Source organism: Arthrobacter pullicola (assembly GCF_014836875.1).
Classification (GTDB): domain Bacteria; phylum Actinomycetota; class Actinomycetes; order Actinomycetales; family Micrococcaceae; genus Arthrobacter_B; species Arthrobacter_B pullicola.
This window is the reverse complement of record NZ_JACSQC010000004.1, coordinates 487,212-510,195: the sequence shown is the minus strand read 5'-3', so window position 1 is coordinate 510,195 and position 22,984 is coordinate 487,212. Positions and strand designations below refer to the sequence as shown.

At 65.4% G+C, this 22,984-nt stretch carries 20 protein-coding genes; 8 read left to right on the top strand and 12 right to left on the bottom strand.

Going from position 1 to position 22,984, the window contains the following annotated elements:
* Positions 1-227 (top strand): hypothetical protein (locus tag H9638_RS16875; protein WP_225217268.1); only part of this gene is annotated, 227 nt, incomplete at its 5' end.
* Between the two features lie 149 nt (positions 228-376).
* On the opposite strand, the gene H9638_RS11180 is transcribed toward H9638_RS16875, so the two are convergent.
* From H9638_RS11180 to H9638_RS11170, 3 genes are all read right to left on the bottom strand, one after another.
* Positions 377-1,174, bottom strand: coding sequence for an MBL fold metallo-hydrolase (locus H9638_RS11180; RefSeq protein WP_191747240.1), 798 nt, complete (start codon positions 1,172-1,174; stop codon positions 377-379).
* A gap of 6 nt (positions 1,175-1,180) precedes the next feature.
* Positions 1,181-2,287 carry a branched-chain amino acid aminotransferase gene (locus H9638_RS11175; protein WP_191747239.1) on the bottom strand — a complete coding sequence of 369 codons (1,107 nt, stop codon included), beginning with the start codon at positions 2,285-2,287 and terminating at the stop codon, positions 1,181-1,183.
* Positions 2,288-2,348: 61 nt separating this feature from the next.
* A complete protein-coding gene (locus H9638_RS11170; protein WP_191747238.1) occupies positions 2,349-3,413 on the bottom strand; it encodes a 3-isopropylmalate dehydrogenase in 1,065 nt (354 codons plus the stop codon).
* A 189-nt stretch (positions 3,414-3,602) separates the two neighbouring features.
* On the opposite strand from H9638_RS11170, the gene H9638_RS11165 reads away from it, so the two are divergent.
* From H9638_RS11165 to H9638_RS11140, 6 genes are all read left to right on the top strand, one after another.
* Positions 3,603-4,838 carry a sensor histidine kinase gene (locus H9638_RS11165; protein ID WP_191747237.1) on the top strand — a complete coding sequence of 412 codons (1,236 nt, stop codon included), beginning with the start codon at positions 3,603-3,605 and terminating at the stop codon, positions 4,836-4,838.
* A gap of 2 nt (positions 4,839-4,840) precedes the next feature.
* Positions 4,841-5,575 carry a response regulator gene (locus tag H9638_RS11160; RefSeq protein WP_191747236.1) on the top strand — a complete coding sequence of 245 codons (735 nt, stop codon included), beginning with the start codon at positions 4,841-4,843 and terminating at the stop codon, positions 5,573-5,575.
* Between the two features lie 30 nt (positions 5,576-5,605).
* Positions 5,606-5,920, top strand: coding sequence for an MmcQ/YjbR family DNA-binding protein (locus H9638_RS11155; RefSeq protein ID WP_191747235.1), 315 nt, complete (start codon positions 5,606-5,608; stop codon positions 5,918-5,920).
* A 69-nt stretch (positions 5,921-5,989) separates the two neighbouring features.
* Positions 5,990-6,760 carry an ABC transporter ATP-binding protein gene (locus H9638_RS11150; RefSeq protein WP_191747234.1) on the top strand — a complete coding sequence of 257 codons (771 nt, stop codon included), beginning with the start codon at positions 5,990-5,992 and terminating at the stop codon, positions 6,758-6,760.
* A gap of 2 nt (positions 6,761-6,762) precedes the next feature.
* Positions 6,763-9,273, top strand: a complete 2,511-nt coding sequence (locus H9638_RS11145; protein WP_191747233.1) for an ABC transporter permease — start codon at positions 6,763-6,765, stop codon at positions 9,271-9,273.
* A 142-nt stretch (positions 9,274-9,415) separates the two neighbouring features.
* The gene (locus H9638_RS11140) at positions 9,416-9,925 is read left to right on the top strand and encodes a hypothetical protein (RefSeq protein ID WP_191747232.1); all 510 of its coding nucleotides are present in this window, start codon (positions 9,416-9,418) and stop codon (positions 9,923-9,925) included.
* A 119-nt stretch (positions 9,926-10,044) separates the two neighbouring features.
* Here the strand turns inward: H9638_RS11140 and metG are convergent, their stop codons facing one another.
* The 8 genes from metG to ilvD all read right to left on the bottom strand — a co-directional run bounded on the left by metG (position 10,045) and on the right by ilvD (position 21,339).
* Positions 10,045-11,604 (bottom strand): methionine--tRNA ligase, encoded by a 1,560-nt coding sequence (gene metG / locus H9638_RS11135; protein ID WP_191747231.1) that lies wholly within the window; start codon positions 11,602-11,604, stop codon positions 10,045-10,047.
* 75 nt (positions 11,605-11,679) lie between these two features.
* Positions 11,680-13,041 (bottom strand): FtsX-like permease family protein, encoded by a 1,362-nt coding sequence (locus H9638_RS11130; RefSeq protein WP_191747230.1) that lies wholly within the window; start codon positions 13,039-13,041, stop codon positions 11,680-11,682.
* Complete coding sequence (locus tag H9638_RS11125) at positions 13,038-13,754, bottom strand: ABC transporter ATP-binding protein (protein WP_191747229.1); 717 nt, start codon at positions 13,752-13,754, stop codon at positions 13,038-13,040. Before H9638_RS11125 ends, H9638_RS11130 begins: the two co-directional genes overlap by 4 nt.
* 185 nt (positions 13,755-13,939) lie before the next feature.
* Entirely contained in the window at positions 13,940-15,535 is a 1,596-nt protein-coding gene (serA, locus tag H9638_RS11120; RefSeq protein WP_191747228.1) for a phosphoglycerate dehydrogenase, read from the bottom strand.
* A gap of 157 nt (positions 15,536-15,692) precedes the next feature.
* Positions 15,693-16,718 carry a ketol-acid reductoisomerase gene (gene ilvC / locus H9638_RS11115; protein WP_191747227.1) on the bottom strand — a complete coding sequence of 342 codons (1,026 nt, stop codon included), beginning with the start codon at positions 16,716-16,718 and terminating at the stop codon, positions 15,693-15,695.
* 47 nt (positions 16,719-16,765) lie between these two features.
* Positions 16,766-17,278: an acetolactate synthase small subunit gene (gene ilvN / locus H9638_RS11110; RefSeq protein WP_191747226.1), complete on the bottom strand. Its 513-nt coding sequence runs from the start codon at positions 17,276-17,278 to the stop codon at positions 16,766-16,768.
* Positions 17,279-17,282: 4 nt separating this feature from the next.
* Positions 17,283-19,190, bottom strand: a complete 1,908-nt coding sequence (locus H9638_RS11105; RefSeq protein WP_191747225.1) for an acetolactate synthase large subunit — start codon at positions 19,188-19,190, stop codon at positions 17,283-17,285.
* Positions 19,191-19,635: 445 nt separating this feature from the next.
* On the bottom strand, positions 19,636-21,339 hold the full coding sequence (ilvD, locus tag H9638_RS11100; RefSeq protein WP_191747224.1) for a dihydroxy-acid dehydratase: 1,704 nt from the start codon (positions 21,337-21,339) through the stop codon (positions 19,636-19,638).
* A 160-nt stretch (positions 21,340-21,499) separates the two neighbouring features.
* Between ilvD and H9638_RS11095 the strand changes: the two genes are divergently transcribed.
* Complete coding sequence (locus H9638_RS11095) at positions 21,500-21,937, top strand: hypothetical protein (protein WP_191747223.1); 438 nt, start codon at positions 21,500-21,502, stop codon at positions 21,935-21,937.
* Positions 21,938-21,963: 26 nt separating this feature from the next.
* Here the strand turns inward: H9638_RS11095 and H9638_RS11090 are convergent, their stop codons facing one another.
* Positions 21,964-22,920, bottom strand: a complete 957-nt coding sequence (locus H9638_RS11090; RefSeq protein ID WP_191747222.1) for a 2-hydroxyacid dehydrogenase — start codon at positions 22,918-22,920, stop codon at positions 21,964-21,966.
* Positions 22,921-22,984 lie beyond the last annotated feature (64 nt).

The following is a 22,984-nucleotide window of genomic DNA, read 5'->3' as shown; positions in this document are numbered from 1 at the left end:
CTGCGGTGTTTCATAATTCTATTTCATCTTTCCGGTTTTTGCAATTCGGCGGATTTCCGTGGAAATCGTTCCGAACCATTCAAACCGGCTGTCCGAGCCACACAAAAGCACCGGATTTCTCCGCGGTTTTGTGTGGGTTTGGTTTCCGTTCCGACCAGTCCTGGTCGGCGGCAACTCGTTTATCTTGCCACACTCCGGACGGTTCCTGCAACTCGGCGGGACTGTGATGCCCCGCACCGTGCAAACCGCCTTCGGTGCGTGCCCTTCCCGTTCCGGAACCAGCCCGGCTCCGGTGAGGAGCACAGATCCATTGTAGGGAGAGAGGGGTCTCCGGGCGCAAGCCGAACCCCCGTGCCAGTGCTCACACCGGCCGGATTCAGCTGGTGACGCGCAGGTATTCCAGCTGCGCGGCAACTGAGAGCTCGGCAGCAGCGCGAACCGATGCCGGCACATCTGCGTAGACGGCGTCGGTTACCTCCTGAACGGTGGCCCCCTCCCCCAGCTGTTCCAGTGCCGCCCTGATCTGCGCGAGCCGTTCGTCCCGGTGGTCCCGGTACGTCAGCACCACTGATTCCAGGTTTTCAAGATCCGGGCCGTGGGCCGGCAGCACCGTCGCCGGGCCCAGCTTGCCGAGTTTGTCCAGGCTGGCCATAAAGTCCACCAGAGTTCCGTCCGGGTAATCGAGCACCGTGGTGCCCCTGCCCAGAATGGTGTCCCCGGTAAGGACCGATCCGTTAGTGCCATCGCCGGGGAGGTAGAAGCAAACCGAGTCAGCGGTGTGCCCCGGGGTCGCAAGCACCTGGATCTTGGTGCCGCCGGCATCAATGACTTCGCCGTCCGCCAGTTTCACCCCGCCGAAACAGAACGCGGGATCGGCCGCGCGGACAGGCGCGCCGGTGAGCTGGTGCAGCCGTTCCGCACCTTCGGTATGGTCCGGATGCCGGTGGGTGATCAGGATCAGCGTGATCTCCCCCGTGGCGGCCAGCGCCGCGAGGTGGTCTTCCTGGGCAGGCCCCGGATCAACCACCACCGAAGGACCGCCGTCGACGGCGGCAATGATGTAGCTTTTGGTGCCTTCCAGGCTCATGGGCCCGGGGTTATCGGCCAGCCGGTACCGGGTGAGCGGGGAACTGCGCACCAGCGATCCCGGTGCCGGCTGTGCCGATTCAGTCATCTTCGGTTACGCCAGCCGGGTCAGCCAGCCGCGGGTGTCCTCCACGGCTCCGGTCTGGATTCCCAGAAGTTCCTGGCGGATGGACATGGTGACTTCCCCTGCCGCGGCTTCCGGGGAACCGATGGTCTCGGTCTCCGACTTCAGCTCACCAACCGGGGTGATCACCGCAGCAGTGCCGCAGGCGAAAACTTCGGTGATGTCGCCGGAGGCAACGCCGTCGCGCCATTCATCCAGGGTGATCTTGCGTTCTTCGACTGACAGCCCGCGGTCGCGGCCCAGCTGCAATACGGAATTGCGCGTCACGCCGTGCAGGATGGTGCCGGACAGTGCCGGCGTGACGAGCCGTCCGTCCTTGAAGACGAAGAACACGTTCATACCGCCAAGTTCTTCCACAGCGTTGTCGTTGAACTCGTCCAGGAAGAGCACCTGCTTGCAGCCGTTGGCTTCGCCTTCCATCTGCGCAATCAGCGACGCCGCGTAGTTGCCGCCGCACTTGGCTTCACCGGTACCGCCTCGGCCTGCCCTGGCGTACTTGGTGGAAAGCCAGATGGACACGGGCTTCAGTTCGCCGCCGAAGTAGTTGCCGGCGGGCGAGGCGATGACGCGGTAGGACACCTCGCGGGCCGGACGGACACCGAGGAACGGTTCGGTGGCAATCATGAAGGGGCGCAGGTACAGCGACTCTCCGTCGCCGGTGGGCACCCAGTCACTGTCGACGGCGACGAGCTGGCGAAGGGATTCAAGGAACAGTTCTTCGGGCAGTTCCGGCAGCGCAAGGCGGCGGGCCGAGGTGTTGAGCCGGGCTGCGTTCGCCTCCGGGCGGAAGGTCCAGATGGAACCGTCCTGGTGGCGGTAGGCCTTGAGGCCTTCGAAGATTTCCTGGCCGTAGTGCAGGACGGCGGCAGCCGGGTCCATGGCGATCGGGCCGTAAGGCTCGATACGTGCGTCCTGCCACTGGCCTTCGCCGTTTTCCGCGGCGCGGTAATCAATGACGGCGGTGTGGTCCGTGAAGTGGTTTCCGAATCCCGGATCCGCGAGAATCCTTGCGCGCTCCTCCTCGGACTTGCGCTGGGCGGATAGCTTCTGGGTGAATTCCAGAGCGCTGACAGACATTATTCCTCCACGGTGAACGGGGAAGCCGTTCTCTTTCCGATTGATTGGGTCACTGTTGAGCTTATGACACAGCCGCGGCGATCGCATCGCCGATTTCCGCCGTTTTGCGTGCCTGGCCGCTGCGGCCTGCGACGTCGGCTTCCACAGCCTGTTCCACGCGTTCGGCTTCGGCGTGGAAACCCAGGTGGTGCAGCAGCAGCGCGGCCGAGAGGATTGCCGCCGTCGGATCGGCCTTCTGCTGGCCGGCAATGTCCGGGGCTGAGCCGTGGACCGGTTCGAACATCGACGGGAAGGTGCCTTCCATGTTGATGTTGCCGGAGGCTGCCAGGCCGATTCCGCCGGTGACCGCGGCCGCGAGGTCGGTGAGGATGTCGCCGAACAGGTTGTCGGTGACGATGACGTCGAACCGGGACGGGTCCGTGGTCAGGAAGATCGTTGCCGCGTCCACGTGCAGGTAGTCCACCGAGACGTCCGGGAACTCTAGGGCAACCTCCTCCACGATGCGCTTCCACAGCTTGCCGGCGTACACCAGGACGTTGTGCTTGTGCACCAGGGTCAGTTTCCTGCGCGGCCGGTCATTGGCCCGGCGGAAGGCGTCCCGCACCACGCGTTCGACGCCGTAGGCCGTGTTCAGTGAAACCTCGGTGGCAATTTCATGCGGGGTCCCGGTGCGCAGTGAACCGCCGTTGCCGACGTAGGGGCCTTCCGTGCCTTCGCGGATGACAATGAAGTCGATGTCTCCGGGGTTGGCCAGCGGGCTGGCGACGCCGGGGAAGAGCTTCGAGGGCCGCAGGTTCACGAAGTGGTCCAGGCTGAAGCGCAGCTTGAGCAGCAGTTCGCGCTCGATCAGGCCCGACGGCATGGTGGTGTCCCCCGGAGCCGCACCGACGGCGCCGAAGAGAATCGCGTCGTGGCCCTTGAGCGCCTCAAGGGTTTCATCCGGCAGGGTTTCACCGGTCCGGAGCCAGTGCTCTGCGCCGAGGGAGTATTCGGTGAGATCGAAGCGGGTGGCGCTGCCCTTGGTCACCGTCGTCAGTACCTTGACCGCCTCCGCGGTTACTTCGGGACCGATCCCGTCGCCGGGGATGACGGCCAGGGAGATGACTTTCGACGCTGCTTCGCTCATGGGCCAATTCTAGGAAGAGTGTCCATATAGCGGTCAACACGTATCACATAGTGAGACGACGGCGGCGAGGTGTCAGGATAACCCCGATAGCGGGTGCCTCCCCGGTCCTTCCCCTGCCACCTCCGTGCCCACAAGCTCAGCCCACGGCATGACGCGCCCATCTGTCACCGGGCCCTAGAGTTGTTGTCCATGCTGCTGCACCAACGCCTCTATGCCTGGACACAGGCCAACCCGTTCAAGGTTGACCTCGCCGGTGCCCTGCTGGCCGCACTGTTCTTCGCGTTTCCTTTTCTGCTCAGCGGGCCCGGAACCGCCATCGAGTTTCTGCTCTCTGCCGCAATCTGCCTGCCGCTGGCCTGGCGGCGTACCCGGCCGGTTCCGGCTGCGGCCGTGATGGCGGCAGCCTGCCTGATCCAGCTCCCCCTGGCTCCGGTGACGGGGCTGCCGGCGGATCTCTTCGTCCTCGTGATGGTGCATGCGCTGGCCGCCTACGCCCCGCGCTGGGCCAGCTTGGGCGGACTGGCACTGGCCTTGGTTGGCGGCGTTCTGGTGATCTTCCAGTATCTGGCCCTTCCCGCCCTCCAGACCTTCGCCCAAAACCCGCCGACGGGGATGATCGGCTTCTGGCTCATCGCACTCGTCGCTGTTGAAGCCGTGGTCCTTGTCTGCTGGACCTTCGGCGACCTGGCCCGGACCCGCCGCCTGGCCATGGAATCCCTCCGCGACCGGGCCCGCCGGCTCGAAGTGGAGCGCCAGCAGGAACGGGACCTAGCCGCGGCGGATGAACGCACGCACATCGCCCGGGAAATGCACGACATCGTTGCCCATTCACTGTCTGTGATCATCACCCAGGCGGACGGCGCAAGGTATGCGAGCGCCCAGGACCCGGAAATCGCGACGGCGACGCTCGGCACCATTGCCGAGACCGGCCGCGGATCGCTGCGGGAAATGCGGCGCCTTCTCGGCGTCCTGCGCGGTGACGACGGCGCGTCCACCCGTCCGCTGCCCTCGCTTGCGGACATTGGCGATCTGGTGGAGGGCGTCAAACGGGCCGGCCTGGACGTCCAGGTGATCACCACCGGGACGATGCGGCGTGCCCTGCCAGCCGGCGCCGAGCTCACGGCCTACCGGGTAGTGCAGGAAGCCCTCACGAATGTGCTCAAGCACGCCGGTCCGCTGGCGCGCGCCACAGTGGACCTCAACTGGACGCCGGGCGGACTGGCAATCCAGGTGCACGACGACGGGCGGGGAGCCGCTGCGGATGAAGCGGCGCCTGGCGGTTCCGGAAACCCGGGGGCCATCCAGGGCCAGGGCATCAGGGGCATGGCCGAGCGCGTGGCCCTTTACGATGGAAGCTTTGAAGCTGCATCCGCGGCAGGCGGCGGATTCCGCGTGGCCGCGTTCATTCCCTATACGGAGGCCTGAGCATGACCGCCACCCTGTCCCCCCAGCCCGCCGGCCCCGAAGCCGGCCAGGAACCGATCCGCGTAGCCCTGGTCGATGACCAGCAGCTGGTCCGCGGCGGCTTCAAGATGCTCATCAACTCCCAGCCGGACCTGCTCGTCGTAGCAGAGGCCGGCAACGGCGTCGAGGCTGTCCGGGTCCTCTCTTCGGTGCGTGCCGACGTCGTCCTGATGGATGTGCGGATGCCGGGCATGGACGGTATCGAGGCCACCGCCAGGATCCTGGAACGGGCCGCGGCACAGCCGGAGGCGGAGGCCGGGATACGGGTGGTCGTCCTGACCACCTTTGACCTGGACGAATATGTGCTCTCCGCTATCCGCGCCGGGGCCAGCGGCTTCCTGCTCAAGGATGCCCCGCCCGAGGAACTGCTCGACGCGATCCGCACGGTCCACCGCGGGGATGCCGTGATCGCTCCGTCGACCACCCGCCGGCTGCTGGACCACGTTGCTCCCCTGCTGCGTGAGCCCACCCCAGAGGTGAGCCGGCATGCAGCCAGCGTGGACACCCTGACACCCCGCGAGCGCGAGGTGTTTACGCTGATTGCCGGCGGGCTCTCCAACCCGGAGATTGCAGCCAGGCTGTTCCTGTCCGAGGCCACCGTCAAAACCCACGTTGGCCACATCCTTGCCAAGCTCGGCGCCCGTGACCGGGTCCAGGCCGTTGTCATCGCCTATGAAACGGGTATCGTCGCCCCATAACACTCAGCTGCCCGGCCGGGAGGCTCCGCCATGTCCACGCAAGCCGATGTTCGTTCCCTCTGCCTGGCACTCCCGGGCGTCACCGAACGCCTGAGCTGGCAGCAGCCCGCCTGGTTCGCCCGCACGCTGATGGCCAGAATGTGGGAAGACGGGATCCTGACCGTGAAATCGGAGGAACGCGAGGCCCTCGCCGGCACGGATCCGCAGAAGTTCTTCTGGACACCCCACCACGACCGCTCTCCCCTGCTGGTGCTGGTCCGGCTGGAGGCGGTGGAGGAGACGGAACTGCAGGAGCTGCTGCTCGAGTCCTACCGGCTGGCCGGTCCGGTTCCACCCACGGTATGAGAGGACAGTGCGGGATCCCCGCCCACCCTCCGATGTGCCGGCAGGGGGCACCGAAATAGCGTTGGGGGTATGACAACCCTTACTGAGCAAAACGCTGTGCCCGGCCGAGGCAGCACCACGGCTGCCGCGGCGGCACAGGCACTGAACAAGACCTACGGAAAAGGCGACACCGCCGTCCATGCGCTGCGCGATGTGGATGTCCGGTTCGAGTCCGGCACCTTCACCGCGATCATGGGTCCGTCCGGCTCCGGCAAGTCCACCCTGATGCACTGCCTGGCCGGCCTGGATACCGCCGACTCCGGCAGTATCTGGATCGGCGGCACGGAGATCACCAGCCTTAAGGACGCGGAAATCACGAAGCTTCGCCGGGACAGTGTCGGGTTCGTGTTCCAGTCCTTCAACCTGGTTCCCACTCTGACCGCCGAGCAGAACATCACCCTCCCGGTGTCCCTCGCCAATGGCAAAGTGGACAACGCCTGGCTGCAGGAAATCACCCGCACCCTTGGGCTGGAAGGCCGACTGAGCCACCGGCCTCACGAACTTTCCGGCGGCCAGCAGCAGCGCGTCGCCGTCGCACGTGCCCTGCTGACCCGCCCGCACGTCATATTCGGCGACGAGCCCACAGGCAACCTCGACTCCCGCTCCGGCACCGAAGTCCTCTCGCTGCTGCGGCGCTCCTCCCGCGAGATGGGCCAGAGCATCATCATGGTCACCCATGACCCCGTGGCCGCGTCCTATGCAGACCGCGTGGTCCTGATGAACGACGGCGCCCTGGTGGGCGAGCTCGCCAGCCCCACTCCGGAGAGCGTGCTGGCAGCCCTGACGAAGCTGGGGGCGTAGCGGTGCTGCAGGTAGCCCTGGCGCAGGTGCGCCTGAACGCCCGCCGCTTCATCGCCGTCGGAGTGGCCGTGATGATCGCTGTCGGGTTCCTCACTGCCACCCTGGTCATCAACGCTTCCTCGAAGGCCTCGCTCACCGAGAGCGTGGGGCAGAGCTTCCGGAACGCCGACCTGGTGGTTTCCGCGGGCTACGACGAAGAGGCAGAGTCCTTCGCCGTCCTCGACGAGCGGACCGCTGACCTTGCCCGCGGCATGGACGGCGTCGCAGACACCTACACCGTGTTCGGCGGGTCCGTTGCGGTGCGCGACGGACGCGGCACGTCCTATGCGATGCTGACCAACATTCCGGCGGATGAATCGCTGCTGCCCGTGGACGTGGTCAAGGGCACCCTTCCGGCCGCCGGCCGCGACGTCGCCATCGACAAACAGACCGCCGAGCGCCGCGGCATTGACATTGGCTCAGTGCTCCCCGTGGTCTCCTCGGAAGAACTGGAGGGACCCGAAACTTCCCTCACCGTGACTGCAATCGTTGAAGCTTCCTCGAATCCGAGCATGATGGGCAACGCCCAGCTGTACGCAACCGACGAGACAGCCGCTCCCTTCGCCAACACCATCTACGGCTTTGACTCGATCCAGCTTGCCCTGGCAGACGGAGTGTCTGTGGACGCCGTCCAGGCTGAGCTGACTGAGGCAATTGCCGGTGCAGGCATCCGGGCAGTGACGGTACGCACAGTGGCGGAGGAAACCACTGAACTCATGGCCGGCTTCACTGGTGGTCAGGACAGCCTGACCGTAATTCTGCTCGCCTTCGCAGCAGTCGCGCTGCTGGTCTGTGCCCTGGTGGTCTCCAACACCTTCTCCGTGCTGGTGGCCCAGCGCACCCGCGAGCTGGCCCTGCTGCGGTGCATCGGTGCCGGCCGCTCGCAGATCCGCCGTTCCGTGCTCGCCGAAGCACTGCTGGTTGGCATCGTTTCCTCCATTGTCGGCGTGCTCGCGGCAGTGGGCCTGGTGGCCGGAATCATTGCCTACCTCCAGACCCTTCCGGAAAGTGGTTTCGCTACCCTCGATGTTCCGCCGCTGGCGGTTACTGCTGGCATGGCTGCCGGCGTCGTCCTCACTGTCCTTGCTGCACTGGTGCCCGCCCGCGCGGCCACTGCCGTAGCACCGCTGGCTGCCCTGCGCCCGGCTGAGGAAGTCCGCGCCGGTACCCGCAAGGGACGTGTCCGGCTGGTCTCGGGACTGGTGCTGGTTGCAGGCGGTGCTGGACTGCTGGCCTTCGGCGCCTACGACGGGGACCTGCTCATCGCCCTTCCGGGCGGGATCCTCAGCTTCGTCGGCATCCTGATGTGCTCCACGCTCTTCATTCCGCCCCTGGTCCGCGCTGTAGGTTTCCTCGCCTCACCGCTGGGCGTTCCGGGCAGGCTGGCGGCTGTCAACGCAGTGCGGAACCCGCAGCGGACGTCGGCGACCTCCTCGGCCCTGCTGATCGGCGTAACCCTCGTCGTCATGATGATGACGGGTGCGGCCACTGCCAGGAGTGCCTTCAACGACACACTTGCCGGTGAGTTCCCGGTGGACGTGACCGTCCGTGGATCCATTCCCGTCGAGTCGCCGTTCACAGGGAAGGACGCCGCTGCCGCTGCGGCCGTGGAGAACGTGGACCGGGCGGCTTTCCTGCCACTGGCCGGGCTGGTGGGCGATGAGGATGAAACGCCGGTCTACTCCCTCGATGCCGCAGACAGCTCCGTCCTGCAGGATGCCTCCATGGTCCCGGTGGACGGCACCATCATGATGCCGCAGGGAACCAAGGCAGAAACCGTCACGGTACGGGGAGCTGCCGGGGACATGGAACTGGACGTGGTGACTTCCGAAAGCAGGTCTTTCCCTCCCCTGGTCTCCGCCGGGACAGCCAGGACGCTGGGCGGGGTTCCGGAACAGCAGGCACCGGCACAGTTCCAGGCACAGCCGCTGCTGTGGCTTGCCGTCGCCGAGGGCCTGAACACCTCGGAGATCCTGGAACTCCAGTCGGCCTTGGCGGAGAAGCTGAACATTGAGGATTACCAGATCATGGGTTCCGTCATTGAGCGGGCCGCCTTCGAACAGGTGATCGATGTCCTGCTGATGGTGGTCACCGGACTGCTCGGAGTCGCCGTCGTGATTGCCCTGGTGGGCGTAGCGAACACGCTCTCGCTTTCTGTCCTGGAACGCACCCGGGAATCCTCCCTGCTGCGGGCTCTCGGGCTGACCAAACGCCAGCTGCGCGGCATGCTGGCGCTGGAAGCAGTCCTGATTGCGGGCGTTGCCGCACTATTCGGGATCGCGCTCGGTGCGGTGTACGGGTGGCTGGGCGCCCAGTCCGCACTCGGTTCCTTCGCAGACGTGGTCCCGGCCCTGCCGTGGGCGCAGCTGGCCGGAGTGCTGGCCGTGGCCCTGGTGGCCGGACTGGGCGCCTCGCTGCTTCCGGCCCGCCGGGCAGCCCGCCTTTCCCCCGTGGCTGGGCTGGCAGCAGACTGATTCGGGACTGCTCCGCGACGCGCGAGGTATCCGCTGCAGGGCGGATACCTCGCGCTTGTGTTTGGCGATCTGCGAAGATACAAAGCAGACTGAGCTTATGCGGCGGGTTTTACCTGCCGCCCGGAACGAAGAAGGAGCCCCAATGCCCCCGACAGGATCCGGCCGGACCCCGCGCCACGAGTCCCTGGCCGCCTACTTGGATGACCATCTGCTGGGTGCAGAGTCCGGCGTGCGGCTCTTCAAGGCAGCGCGCCGGACCTGGGAAGGCACCGAGCATGAGGGCGTCTTCGCCCGTCTCACGGAACAGATCTCGGATGAGCGTGACGAACTTGAAACGCTGATCCTGGCCCTCGGCTACCAGCGCAGCAGGATCAAAACCGCCCTGGCGTGGATGGGGGCCCTGGTAGGGCGGGCCGGGCCTGTCAATCCCCTAAGCACCGGCTCGGGCACCACCGGCCAGCTCGAACTCGAAACACTGCAGTCCATTGTGCGGGCGAAGGAGTGCCTGTGGCGCACGCTGCTGGTCCTCTCCACCCACGACCACCGCTTCCATGCCCCGCGGATCCGTGAGCTGCTGCACATGGCCCAGGAGCAGCAGAACGCCGTCGCCAAGGTTATGGAAGACACCGCGCCGGCGCGTTTCCTCACCTAGGTGCAACTCTCACCTAGGCCGTCCTTCCGCAGGTGCCCGAACAAACGAAAAGCAGAAGGTGGCCGGTTATCCGGCCACCTTCTGCTTTGTGGGCTTCCGCCGCCCGGTGGGGACGGAAACTACTCCGCCGGTTCCTCGTACCTGGGGAAGATCGGCGCCGGAGCCGGCAGCGCGGTGCCGGGAACCAGCGGGGTGCCGAGGGCGGCGAATGTCCGGGCCGCGCCGTCGGGCTGGCCAAGGACATCGAGCAGTTTCCCGGCGCTGGTGGGCATCACCGGCTGCGCCAGGATGGCAACGATCCGCAGAACTTCGAGCGTCACGTAGAGCACGGTGTTCATGCGTTCGACGTCGGTCTTCCGCAGCACCCAAGGAGCCTGCTCGGCGAAGTAGGCGTTGGTGTCCCCCAGGACCTTCCACGTGGCTTCGAGCCCACCGTGGAAATCCTGCACATCGTAGGCTTCGCGGGAAACCTGCAGCAGTCCGCGGGCCGCGGCGAGCAAGGCCTCGTCCTCCGGGCTGAACTCCCCCGGCTGCGGAACGGCTGCACCGCAGTTCTTCGCGACCATGGACAGCGACCGCTGCGCCAGGTTGCCCAGGTTGTTCGCCAGATCCGCGTTCATGCGCCCCACGATGGCTTCATGGCTGTAGGAGCCGTCACCGCCAAACGGCACTTCGCGCAGCAGGAAGAACCGCACGGCGTCGAGCCCGTACTGCTCCACCCATGCCGCTGGCGTCACCACGTTGCCCAGCGACTTGGACATTTTCACGCCCTTGTTGTGCAGGAATCCATGGATCATCACGCGCTTGGGCAGTTCCAGGCCGGCGGACATCAGGAACGCAGGCCAGAAGATCGCGTGGAAGCGGGAGATGTCCTTGCCGATCACGTGGACATCCGCAGGCCAGTACTTCTTGAAAGACTCCGATTCGGTGTCCGGGAAGCCGACGCCGGTCAGGTAGTTGGTCAGTGCATCCACCCACACGTACATGACGTGGTCCGGGTTGCCCGGAACCGGAATTCCCCAGTCGAAGGTGGTGCGGGAAATCGAGAGGTCTTCGAGTCCGCCCTTAACGAAGCTGATCACTTCGTTGAAACGCGAACGCGGTGCCGCGAAGTCCGGCTGCTCCTCGTACAGCGCCAGGAGCTTGTCCTGGTAGTTGGAGAGCCGGAAGAAGTAACTTTCCTCTTCGGTCCAGGTCAGTTCGGTGTCCGTCTCCTTGGAGTAGCGGATTCCGTCTTCGCGCAGCTCGGTTTCGTCTTCGCCGTAGTAGGCCTCGTCACGTACGGAGTACCAGCCGGCGTACTTGGAGAGGTAGATGTCTCCGTTGTTCTCCATCCGCTTCCAGATGGCCTGCGCTGCAGCTTTATGGTCGGCGTCCGTGGTGCGCATAAACCGGTTGTAGGACGTACCCAGATCATCGTTCATCTGCCGGAAGGCAGCGGAGTTGCGGTCCGCCAGTTCCTTGACCGGGATGCCTTCGCGGTCCGCTGACTGCTGCATCTTCAGCCCGTGCTCGTCGGTGCCGGTCATAAAGAAAACGTCGTACCCGTCCAGGCGCTTGAAGCGGGCCATCGCGTCGGTGGCGATCGCTTCCCAGGCGTGCCCAATGTGGGGCGTGCCGTTGGGATAGGAGATTGCCGTGGTGATGTAGAACGGGGTCTTGGAGTCGGTTGAAGTCACACTAGAAAATTACCCTGTTTCGGAGCGGCTTGTCGCTTCGGGTCAGTGCTCTGCCCCAACCCGAGGCAGCGTGCGTCAGTGCGCGTCCCGCTCCAGCACCGATGTAAGCACCGGGGAGGTGGCTGCCAGCCCGGCACGCACCAGCGCAATACCCACCGCAACGGAGGCTGCCAGGAATCCCATGGCCACCGGGTTGAAGACGAAGGCGGCACCGACAACTGGGAAGATCAGGGCCGCAGAGACGGCAGCGGACGCGGCGCTCACCAGCACCACCGGCTGCATCACTGCGCCGGTGCGCGCCCCATCAATAACCTCACGGGGCATCCCCATCCGGTGCAGGCTGCGGTAGAGTTCAGCCCGGTCCAGGACCGTCGCTGCCTGGTTGATGCCGGCTGAGCAGGCCACCATCAGGAATCCGGCGATGACGGTGATGAAGACTCCGGTCATGATGTCCTGGAGGAGGAAGTCTTCCGGTCCCTCGGCCTGCGCGGTCTGCAGCAGGGCAGCGCCGGCACCGGCAACGACGGCGGTGAAACAGACCATCGAAAGTGCGCTGACCTGGCGCCAGGCTGCCTTCGGTGCATCCAGTACGATCCGGGCGGCGAGCAGTGCCTGCGGTGTTGCCGCCCGCCGCAGGCGCAGTTTCGCTGAAAGAGCCACCAGCCACGGTCCCACCAGGTTCAGGACGGCGAGTCCTCCCGCAAAGGCGCCGAAGAGGATGACCAGGGCAAGCGCCGCCACGCCGACCGGAGTCAGCAGCGCCGCCACGCAGAACACCACAATGAGCACCGCGATGCCTGCCCGGGACCAGTGGACTTTCTGCGCATCGGCGCGGGTTCGCACGCCCAGCGGTGAAATGACTACGCGGCGAAGGCTGATGACCGAGCTGGTCACCGCAAGGGCCACGACGGCGGCAACACCCGCCGCGGCGGCGGCCGGATGCAGCCAGTAGGCGCTGCCCAGCGCAGCGCCACGGAAGTGGATGAGCTGCACGAACGGTGCGAACGCGACGTAGCCCAGTACACCGGCGAGGGCTCCGGCGAGGGCCTGCGCAGCAGCTTCCAGGATGGTTACCTGCCGGACTGTCCGGGCGGAGGCGCCGAGCAGCCGGAGGGTGGAGAGGTGTTCATCCCGGCGGCGGGCTGACAGGCGGGCAGCTGAACCGCCCAGTGTCAGGAGTGGAAGGACCAGCAGGATGAGGGCAAAGGCTGCGAGCAGCAGGTACAGGGATCCTTCGTCGTCTCCCCACTGGGTGAAGGACAGGGCTCCGGCGAGCACGGTGAGCAGCAGCGTAGTGACGACGGCGAAGGACGCTGCGGGCAGCAGTGCCGCAGCAGACCCGGAGGTGCCGGGCCGGTTCAGCAGCCAGGTGAGCCGCAGCGGAACGGCCCACGGGGATGAGTCCACGGCACGGGTCAGGACGGAGGACGCACTCATCGGGCTACACCGGCGGTGTCGGCGATGATCTGTCCGTCGGCCAGGGTCACAACCCGGCTGCACCAGCGGGCAACCTCGGGATCATGGGTGACCACCACCAGTGCGCGTCCGGTTCCGGCGACGGACTGCAGTAGCAGTGCCATCACATCTGCGGAGGTGCGTGAGTCCAGGGCCCCGGTGGGTTCGTCGGCGAACAACACCCGCGCTCCGTTCACCTGTGCCCGGGCAATTGCCACCCGCTGGGCCTGTCCGCCGGAGAGTTCACCGATCCGGCGCCCTTCCATCCCGGTCAGCCCCAGCGAGGCAAGGGCGGTGGCAGCCTGCTGCTCGGCAGCGTGGCGCGGGGCTCCATTGAGCATGAGGGCCAAGGCTACGTTTTCTCCGGCTGTCAGTTCGGGGATCAGCAGTCCCTGCTGGAAGACGAACCCAAACTCAGTGCGGCGCAGCGCCGAGCGGGCCTCGTCATCCAGCGAGGTGATTTCCGCCGGTGCTGCCCCGGCCCCGGCGTAACGAACGCCCCCTTCATCCGGGAGCACGATGCCGGCCAGGCAGTGCAACAGGGTGGTCTTGCCTGAACCGGAAGCACCCATTACTGCGGTGGCCTCTCCGGGCCGTACCTCGAGGCTGACACCGGTCAGTGCTGTCGAATTTCCGTAGTACTTAGTCAGGTTGGCGGCCGCAAGCAGGGGCCGGCCGGGCAGGGATACACTCATGACTCCATCGTGTCCCGGAGTCAGCCTGCCGCACATCGCCTTCCGGCCTGAACCAGGGAAGCGACGGCGTCGTACTGCAGGTGGAGATCAGGCCGCCCGAAGTGCTCCCCCGGACGCAGGAAAGGCCGGCTCCGTGTGACTGAACTGCTCAGTACGGAACCGGCCTTTCCTCAAAGCAGGGCGAATTAGTCCTGCAGGTCCACCTCGCGCGCCACGGAGGCACCGATGGCGTCGCGCAGTGCTTCCAGCACTTCCTGCGGCACGGAGGAATCCACGGTCAGCAGGGACAGCGCCTGGCCGCCCTCGGAGTTCCGGGCCACCTGCATACCGGCGATGTTGATCTCCTTTTCGCCCAGGATCCGGCCGAGGGAGCCGATCACGCCGGGGCGGTCCTGGTAGATCAGCACCAGGAGGTGTTCGCTGATGGGGATTTCCAGATCGTAGCCGTTGACGCCCACGAGCTTCTGGATCTGCTTCGGTCCGGTCAGGGTGCCGGCGACCTCCAGCTGGGTGCCGTCGGAGAGGGCGCCGCGGATGGTCAGCAGGTTGCGGTAGTCATCCACGTCGGGAGTGGTGATCAGCCGCACGGCAATGCCGCGCTGCTCGGCGAGCACCGGTGCGTTCACGTAGGACACCTGCTCGGAGACAATGTCGGTGAAGATCCCCTTCAGCGCGGCCAGTTCCAGTGCCTTGACGTCCAGGGACGCGATCTCGCCGGCCACCTCGATGTCGATGGCGGTCAAGGAATCGTGGGCCAGGGCGGTGAAGATCCGGCCCAGCTTTTCGATCAGCGGGATGCCCGGGCGGACGTCCTCGGCGATGACGCCGCCGGCAACGTTCACGGCGTCGGGCACCAGTTCGCCGGCCAGCGCCAGGCGCACGGACTTGGCGACCGAGATGCCGGCCTTTTCCTGCGCCTCGTCGGTGGACGCACCGAGGTGCGGCGTGACGATGACGTTGTCCAGGGACATGAACGGCAGGTCGGTGCTCGGCTCCTTGACAAAGACGTCAACACCGGCGCCGGCGATCTTGCCTTCGGTGAGCGCCGTGTAGAGGGCTTCTTCATCCACGAGGCCGCCGCGGGCCACGTTCACAACGTAGGCGGTTTCCTTCATCTTCTCGAACGCTTCGGCGCCGAGCATGCCCAGGGTTTCCGGGGTCTTAGGCATGTGGATGGTGACGAAGTCCGACTGCTCCAGGAGTTCGTCCAGGGTGACCAGCTTGACGTTCAGCTGGGCAGCGCGGGCGGAGGTGATGTACGGGTCATACGCCAGGACCTCGGTGCCGAAACCCTGCACGCGGGCGGCCACCAGGGCGCCGATGCGGCCCAGGCCGATGATGCCGATCTTCTTCTCGAAGAGCTCGGTGCCCGTGTACTTGGAACGCTTCCACTCCCCGCCCTTGAGGGCTGCGGAAGCCTGCGGAATGTGGCGGGCCAGCGAAAGGATATGACCAACTGTCAGCTCCGCAGCGGAGATGATGTTCGACGTCGGGGCGTTGACCACCATTACGCCCGCCTGGGTCGCTGAGCGGATGTCCACGTTGTCCAGGCCTACGCCTGCGCGGGCAATAACCTTCAGATTCTTGGCGGCGGCAATGGCCTCGGCGTCGACCTGCGTAGCGGAGCGCACCAGGATGGCGTCAACGTCTTTGATGGCGGACAGCAGCTGGGTACGGTCTGCTCCGTCGGTCTGGCGAATCTCGAAATCGGGGCCGAGGGCCTCAACCGTGGCAGGAGAAAGTTCCTCCGCGAGGAGTACTACTGGTTTGGTGGCAGTCACCGATGACCTCTTTAGCTGTGTGTCGATGTGGTTTGGGTATTCACGCCGGAGGCCGGACCCGCTTACGGGCCCGGCCTCCTTACCGAAACGGCTTGCTTTTTCAGCCTAGCGTGCCGCTTATTGACACGGGGAATCCGCGTCTTTGTTACTCAGGCGACTAGCGCGCGACGGAACCTTCGGTGTAATCGTCATCGGACTTGATCCAGGAGAAGAGCTTGCGCAGCTCGCGGCCGGTGGCCTCGATCGGGTGGTCTTCACCCTTCTGGCGCAGTTCCTTGAACTCCGGAGCGCCGGCATCCTGGTCATCGATGAAGCGCTTGGCGAAGGCACCGTTCTGGATGTCGGCGAGTACAGCCTTCATGTTTTCCTTCACCTCGGGGGTGATGACGCGCGGGCCGGAGACGTAGTCGCCGTACTCAGCCGTGTCGGAAACGCTCCAGCGCTGCTTGGCAATGCCGCCCTCGACCATCAGGTCAACGATCAGCTTGAGCTCGTGCAGGACCTCGAAGTACGCGACCTCCGGCTTGTAGCCGGCTTCGGTCAGGGTCTCGAAGCCATACTGGATCAGCTGCGAAGCGCCGCCGCAGAGAACAGCCTGCTCGCCGAAGAGGTCGGTTTCGGTCTCTTCGGTGAAGGTGGTCTCGATGACGCCCGCACGGGTACCGCCGATGGCCTTGGCGTAGGAAAGTGCCAGGTCCTTGGCCTTGCCCGTTGCGTCCTGCTCCACGGCGATCAGGTCGGGAACACCGCGGCCGGCTTCGAATTCGCGGCGGACGATGTGGCCCGGGCCCTTCGGTGCCACGAGGGCAACGTCGACGTCGGCCGGCGGCTGGATGTAGCCGTAGCGGATGTTGAAGCCGTGGCCGAAGAACAGTGCGTCGCCGGACTTGATGTTCGGGGCGATTTCCTCCGCGTAAACGAAGCGCTGGACCTGGTCCGGGGTGAGCACCATGATCAGGTCGGCTTCGGCTACGGCCTCGGCGACGCTGAGGACCCGCAGGCCTTCGGCCTCGGCCTTGGCGCGGGACTTGGAGCCTTCCTTGAGGCCAACGCGGACATCAACACCGGAATCGCGCAGGCTGAGGGCGTGTGCGTGGCCCTGGCTGCCGTAGCCGATGACGGCGACTTTGCGTCCCTGGATGATCGACAGGTCGGCGTCGTCGTCGTAATACATGTCAGTCACTGAAATATCTCCTGTTTGGGTTCTTGGATAAAGGTTTGGGGTGGAACCTAGGCGCTGCGCAGCGCGCGGTCGCTCATGGACTTCGCGCCGCGGCCAACGGCCAGGGTTCCGGATTGAACAATTTCGCGGATGCCAAAGGGCTCCAGCACTGAAAGCAGTGCATTGAGCTTATCGGCGGTGCCAGTTGCTTCAACGATCAGGGAGTCGGTGGACACATCTACCACTGAAGCACGGAACAGCTCGGCTGCCTGGGTTACCTGCAGCCGGGTTGCGGCATCCGCGCGAACCTTGACCAAGATGTGGTCGCGTTGCACGGAGGAATCGGGAACCAGCTCGACGATTTTGATGACGTTGACGAGCTTGTTCAGTTGCTTGGTGACCTGCTCGAGCAGATCACCCTCGGCCTCGACGACCACGGTGATGCGGGACAGCCCGGCAACCTCCGATGGTCCGACAGCCAAAGAATTGATGTTGAAGGCCCGGCGGGCAAACAGGGACGCAACCCGGGTCAGGACACCCGGGACGTCTTCGACCAGCACGGAAAGGGTGTGGCGTGCCATGTCCCTACTCCTCCTCTTCCCAGGTGGGCGTCATATTGCGGGCAATCTGGATGAGGTCGTTGCTGACCCCGGTCGGAACCATCGGCCAGACCATGGAGTCGCGGCTGACCACGAAGTCGATCACCACGGGACGGTCGTTGATTTCCAGTGCCTGCTTGATGGTGGCGTCGATGTCCTCTTCGCGTTCGCAGCGCAGGCCCACGCAGCCGTAGGCGTCAGCCAGCTTGACGAAGTCGGGCACCCGGACGGTGTCATGGCCGGTGTTCAGGTCGGTGTTGGAGTAGCGGGACTCATAGAAGAGCGTCTGCCACTGGCGCACCATCCCCAGCGAGGAGTTGTTGATGATCGCGACCTTGATCGGGATGTTGTTGATCAGGCAGGTCGCCAGTTCCTGGTTCGTCATCTGGAAGCAGCCGTCGCCGTCGATCGCCCAGACCACACGGTCCGGGCTGCCGACCTTGGCGCCCATGGCGGCAGGCACCGAGTAGCCCATGGTGCCCAGGCCGCCGGAGTTCAGCCAGGCACGGGGACGTTCGTACTTGATGAACTGTGCGGTCCACATCTGGTGCTGACCCACACCTGCCACGTACACACCCTCGGGTCCGGTGAGTTCACCGATCCGCGAGATGACCTGCTGAGGGGCGATGTGCCCGTCTTCCGGCTCAGTCCAGCCGGTGGGGTAGGTGTCGCGAAGCCGGGAAATGACGGACCACCACGGAGTGATGTCCGGTGTACCGGAAGCCTCGAACTGGGCGCGGACCGCCTCCGTCAGTTCGGGGATGATCTCCTTGACCGAGCCGACGATCGGAACATCCGCGGTCCGGTTCTTGGAAATCTCTGCAGGGTCGATATCGGCGTGAATCACCTTGGCGTTCGGAGCGAAGGTGCTCAGGACTCCGGTAACACGGTCATCGAAGCGGGCGCCGAGCGTAATGAGCAGGTCGGACTGCTGCAGCGCCGTGACGGCGGAGACAGAACCGTGCATACCGGGCATGCCGACGTGCTGCGGGTGGGAGTCGGGGAAGACGCCGCGGGCCATCAGGGTGGTCACCACGGGGGCGCCGACGGTCTCTGCCAGTTCCAGCAGTTCCGGCGAGGCGTTGGCCTTCAGGACACCGCCGCCGACGTAGAACACCGGCCGCTGGGCGGCGGCGATCAGCCGGGAAGCCTCCCGCACCTGCTTGGAGTGTCCGCGCACCACGGTGCGGTAGCCCGGCAGGTCGATCTTCGGGGGCCAGGAGAAGGTTGTCTTTCCCTGCTGGGCGTCCTTGGTGATATCCACCAGCACGGGGCCGGGGCGTCCGCTGGTGGCAATGTGGAAAGCCTCTGCCAGCACACGGGGAATGTCATCCGCGTTGGTCACCAGGTAGGAGTGCTTGGTGATCGGCATGGTGATGCCGACGATGTCCGCTTCCTGGAAGGCATCCGAGCCGATGACCGCACTCGAGACCTGCCCGGTAATGGCAACCATGGGCACGGAATCCATGTGCGCGTCGGCAATGGCGGTGACCAGGTTGGTGGCCCCGGGACCCGAGGTTGCGATGCAGACACCGGCGCGGCCGGTGACCATGGCATAGCCTTCGGCTGCGTGGCCGGCGCCCTGCTCGTGCCGGACCAGGATGTGCCGCAGCTTCTTGGAATCCATCAGCGGATCATAGGTCGGCAGGATGGCGCCGCCGGGAAGGCCGAAGACGTCGTCGACTCCGAGCTCTTCCAGCGAACGGACAATGGCCTGCGAACCGGTCATTTCAGTTGGGGGCACTACGTTGTTCGGACCCTGGACCCGGGTGTCCGTGGCTTCAGCCGAGGCCGCTACAGGGAATGCTGCATCTTGTTTCTTGGCATGCACGGACCGTGCCGGGCCTGCCTTCTGTGCCATCAGCGACGGGCTGATTGGCGATCCCTTACTCATCGGAAACTTCCTTTGCGGATACATATCCATGTTGTTCTGATGCGGCGGCTGCCCGGGCGGTCGGTCCGGTGCGGCCTTTGTACTTTCTGAAGCCAATAAAAAAACCCCTCGTGCCTGTTGGCTCCGTAGGGGTTCGCGCGTGACGTCTTAGACAAGTCGGGCTGTTACGCCACGCGCTTGGTAAGGACGACGGTTACGATCTGCATAGTGATCAGTCTTCCCCTCCCCCGGCAACAGTGTCAACCGGAGGCTCTACGGTCTCATTATATGGACACCCATCCCACCTTCTGGACACCCGACCCGTCCACCAAAGGCGGCAGGGCTCCCACTCCGCGCTAGCGGGGTTTTGCCCTGCCCACCAGAGGCGGCAGGGCTTAATAAGGTTGAAACCCCTTAGGGGCCCCAAGCGGAACGCGCTCCAGCGCGTTCCGCTTGGGGAGGGGTTTCAACCGCAGTAAGCACCCGTCGAGGCCGAGTTGACCATCTTGGCGTACTTGGCCAGGACACCCTTGGTGAACTTGGCCGGCAGCGGCTCCCAGCCGATCCTGCGGGCTTCGAGTTCTTCGGGTTCCACCAGCAGGTCGAAGCTGCGGGCTGCGATGTCCACGCGGATCCGGTCCCCGTCCTTCACGAAGGCAATGGGGCCGCCGTCGACGGCTTCCGGCGCAACGTGGCCGATGCACAGGCCGGTGGTGCCTCCGGAGAACCGGCCGTCGGTGAGCAGCAGGACGTCCTTGCCCAGCCCGGCGCCCTTGATGGCACCGGTGATGGCGAGCATTTCGCGCATGCCCGGTCCGCCCTTGGGGCCTTCGTAGCGGATGACGACGACGTCGCCGGCGTGGATCTCTCCGGCGTCGAGCGCGTCCAGGGCGCCCTGCTCGCGTTCGAACACGCGGGCGGTGCCTTCGAAGACATCGGCGTCGAAGCCTGCGCTCTTCACCACGGCGCCTTCCGGTGCCATGGAACCGTGCAGGATGGTGATTCCGCCGGTCTTGTGGATGGGGTTGTCCAGGGCGCGCAGTACCTTGCCGTCCGGGTCCGGCGGGTTGATCGCTTCGAGGTTCTCCGCAACGGTCTTGCCGGTGACGGTGAGGCAGTCGCCGTGGAGCAGGCCGGCATCGAGCAGTGCCTTCATGATGACCGGCACACCGCCGATCTTGTCGACGTCGAACATCACGTAGCGGCCGAACGGCTTCAGGTCGCCCAGGTGCGGGATTTTGTCGCCGATGCGGTTGAAGTCCTCCAGCGTCAGGTCGACTTCGGCCTCGCGGGCGATGGCCAGCAGGTGCAGGACGGCGTTGGTGGAACCGCCGAAGGCCATGGTGACGGCAATGGCGTTTTCGAAGGCCTTCTTGGTCATGATGTCGCGGGCGGTGATGCCCTTGCGCAGCAGGTTGACGACGGCTTCGCCGGATTTGCGGGCGAATTCGTCGCGCCGGCGGTCGGCCGAGGGCGGGGCGGCGGAGCCGGGCAGGGACATACCCAGTGCCTCGCCGATGCAGGCCATGGTGTTGGCGGTGTACATACCGCCGCAGGCACCTTCACCCGGGCAGATGGCCCGTTCAATGGTGTCCAGGTCCTTGAGGCTCATTTTGCCGGCGGCGCAGGCACCCACGGCTTCGAAGGCGTCAATGAGGGTGACTTCCTTCTCGGTTCCGTCTTCGAGCTTGGCGAAGCCGGGCATGATCGAGCCGGCGTACAGGAAGACGCTGGAGAGGTCCAGGCGGGCCGCGGCCATCAGCATGCCCGGGAGGGACTTGTCGCAGCCGGCCAGCAGGACGGAGCCGTCGAGGCGCTCAGCCATCATGACGGTCTCGACCGAGTCGGCGATGACTTCGCGGGAGACCAGCGAGAAGTGCATGCCCTCGTGGCCCATCGAGATGCCGTCCGAGACGGAAATGGTGCCGAACTGCATCGGGAACCCGCCGCCCGCGTGGACGCCTTCCTTGGCGCCCTGGGCCAGCCGGTTCAGCGACAGGTTGCACGGGGTAATTTCGTTCCAGGAACTGGCGATGCCAATCTGCGGCTTGGCGAAGTCGTCGTCCCCCATTCCGACAGCACGGAACATGCCGCGCGCAGGCGCCGCGTGGATACCGTCGGTTACTACTCGGCTGCGGGGTTTGATGTCAGGGGTGTTCTCCATGCTCATACCAGAAATCCTATTCCCAAGCCGGCCCGGCAGGCGCATCCACCGCCCCGCGCCGCTGCTTGTTACGTCCGGGTTACGCAGCCTCAACGGCCGGATGAAGACAGCCTGCGGGACGGCTGTGCTTCCCCCGATGGGAGTGCCTGTCCATACACTGGGGACCATGACTCCGGAACCCGGCTCAACCGATGTCCAGTCCAGCGAAGCCCTGAAGGCCCTGCTCCGCAGGATCTTCGACTCGCAGATCCCCAACTATGGTGACTACAACCTGGTCTGTGCCACGCCGGTCCCCGGGTCCTCCGCCTACTACGTGGTGGGTTACCGCTGGCGGCCGGCGGAACTCGTTTTCGCTCCGTTCTCCCCCGGGTCCTTCGAGAGCATTGAACCTCCGACGGCGGTGAACACCACCAACCTCTCGCACGCCGACGAGGTTGCTCCAGGCAGTTATGAAGTGGGCACCTCCACCGGACGGATCTTCCGTTTCGGGGTCGAACCCCAGGCTCAGCTGTCCTCCGGCGGCGGAGGACAGCTGCTGGTACTCCAGGAAGAGGACCAGGAAGACTTCAATTCCTTCCTGGATACTTTCCTGGAGCTCGCCTAGTGCCTGCGCACTCCCCGTGAAGGGGGTTAGGCCCAGGGTCCGCGCTGGACCAGGTTGAGCGGTTCGCGCCCTTCGGCCAGCCTGTGCACCTGGCGGCGCAGGAAGGCCTGGATCCTGGGAGTGAAGGCATCCGAGTTCCCGCCTACGTGAGGCGTCAGGAGAGCGTTGCGTGCTTTCCACAGCGGATGGTCAGCGGGCAGCGGCTCAGGGTCGACGACGTCGAGGGCGGCCTTGAGCCGTCCGGACACCACCTCTTCGGTCAGTGCATCGGTGTCGATGACGGCCCCGCGGGCCACGTTCACCACCAGCGCGCCGTCGGGCAGCGCGGCCAGCACCTCCCGGCCCACCAGGTGCCGGGTCTGGTCATTCAACGGGGTAATCAGCACCAGCACATCGGTGCCGGACGCGAGCTCCACCAGTTCATCCGTTCCGTGAATGTGCCCGAACTCGTCTTCCCTGGCCCGGCTTCCCACCCGGGTGAGCTCCACTTCGAACGGTGCCAGCCGGGCCGCAATCTCCTGGCCGATGCCCCCTACGCCGACCAGCAGGACGCGCCTGTCGGCCAGCCCGGGCCAGCGCTGCGGATTCCAGCTGGCATCCAGCTGGTCACGGACCGCCGCATCAATGCCCCGGAGGGAGGCGAGCATCAAACCGACGGCAAGTTCCGCCGTCGCAGCGGCATGGACGCCGGCCGCACTGGCAACCGCCGTACCGCTGCCCACCAGTTCCGGAAGCCCGTCGTGTCCGGTGGTCTGGGCCTGGAGCAGCTGCAGGTTCGGAACCCGGGCGACGCCGGAGCGCCAATCAGTGGCACTCGCGTAGGGGGTGACAACGGCGTCGATCTCCGGATAGTCCAGACCGCGGGGCTCACCAACAAGGTCCCAGACTCCGGCCCGCATGCCGACTGGCAGGGGCCCAAGAGAATCGAGAAGTTCTTCTGTCGGAACGGTGATGTTTTTTACTGCGCGTGATTCTGGTGACATGCGACATAAGCCTAGCGGGCTGGCAGCCGGCCCCCGGCAAAGAAAAACACCCCGGTCCGAAGAC

Bases quoted from the DNA above. Each gene is read 5' to 3' on its own strand.
- H9638_RS11160 (WP_191747236.1), top strand. From the start codon at position 4,841: ATGACCGCCACCCTGTCCCCCCAGCCCGCCGGCCCCGAAGCCGGCCAG.
- H9638_RS11155 (WP_191747235.1), top strand. From the start codon at position 5,606: ATGTCCACGCAAGCCGATGTTCGTTCCCTCTGCCTGGCACTCCCGGGC.
- H9638_RS11125 (WP_191747229.1), bottom strand. From the start codon at position 13,754: ATGAGTGTATCCCTGCCCGGCCGGCCCCTGCTTGCGGCCGCCAACCTG.
- H9638_RS11095 (WP_191747223.1), top strand. From the start codon at position 21,500: ATGACTCCGGAACCCGGCTCAACCGATGTCCAGTCCAGCGAAGCCCTG.
- H9638_RS11165 (WP_191747237.1), top strand. From the start codon at position 3,603: ATGCTGCTGCACCAACGCCTCTATGCCTGGACACAGGCCAACCCGTTC.
- H9638_RS11090 (WP_191747222.1), bottom strand. From the start codon at position 22,920: ATGTCACCAGAATCACGCGCAGTAAAAAACATCACCGTTCCGACAGAA.
- ilvD (WP_191747224.1), bottom strand. From the start codon at position 21,339: ATGAGCATGGAGAACACCCCTGACATCAAACCCCGCAGCCGAGTAGTA.
- H9638_RS11130 (WP_191747230.1), bottom strand. From the start codon at position 13,041: ATGAGTGCGTCCTCCGTCCTGACCCGTGCCGTGGACTCATCCCCGTGG.
- H9638_RS11105 (WP_191747225.1), bottom strand. From the start codon at position 19,190: ATGAGTAAGGGATCGCCAATCAGCCCGTCGCTGATGGCACAGAAGGCA.
- H9638_RS11180 (WP_191747240.1), bottom strand. From the start codon at position 1,174: ATGACTGAATCGGCACAGCCGGCACCGGGATCGCTGGTGCGCAGTTCC.
- H9638_RS11150 (WP_191747234.1), top strand. From the start codon at position 5,990: ATGACAACCCTTACTGAGCAAAACGCTGTGCCCGGCCGAGGCAGCACC.
- H9638_RS11175 (WP_191747239.1), bottom strand. From the start codon at position 2,287: ATGTCTGTCAGCGCTCTGGAATTCACCCAGAAGCTATCCGCCCAGCGC.
- H9638_RS11140 (WP_191747232.1), top strand. From the start codon at position 9,416: ATGCCCCCGACAGGATCCGGCCGGACCCCGCGCCACGAGTCCCTGGCC.
- ilvN (WP_191747226.1), bottom strand. From the start codon at position 17,278: ATGGCACGCCACACCCTTTCCGTGCTGGTCGAAGACGTCCCGGGTGTC.
- H9638_RS11170 (WP_191747238.1), bottom strand. From the start codon at position 3,413: ATGAGCGAAGCAGCGTCGAAAGTCATCTCCCTGGCCGTCATCCCCGGC.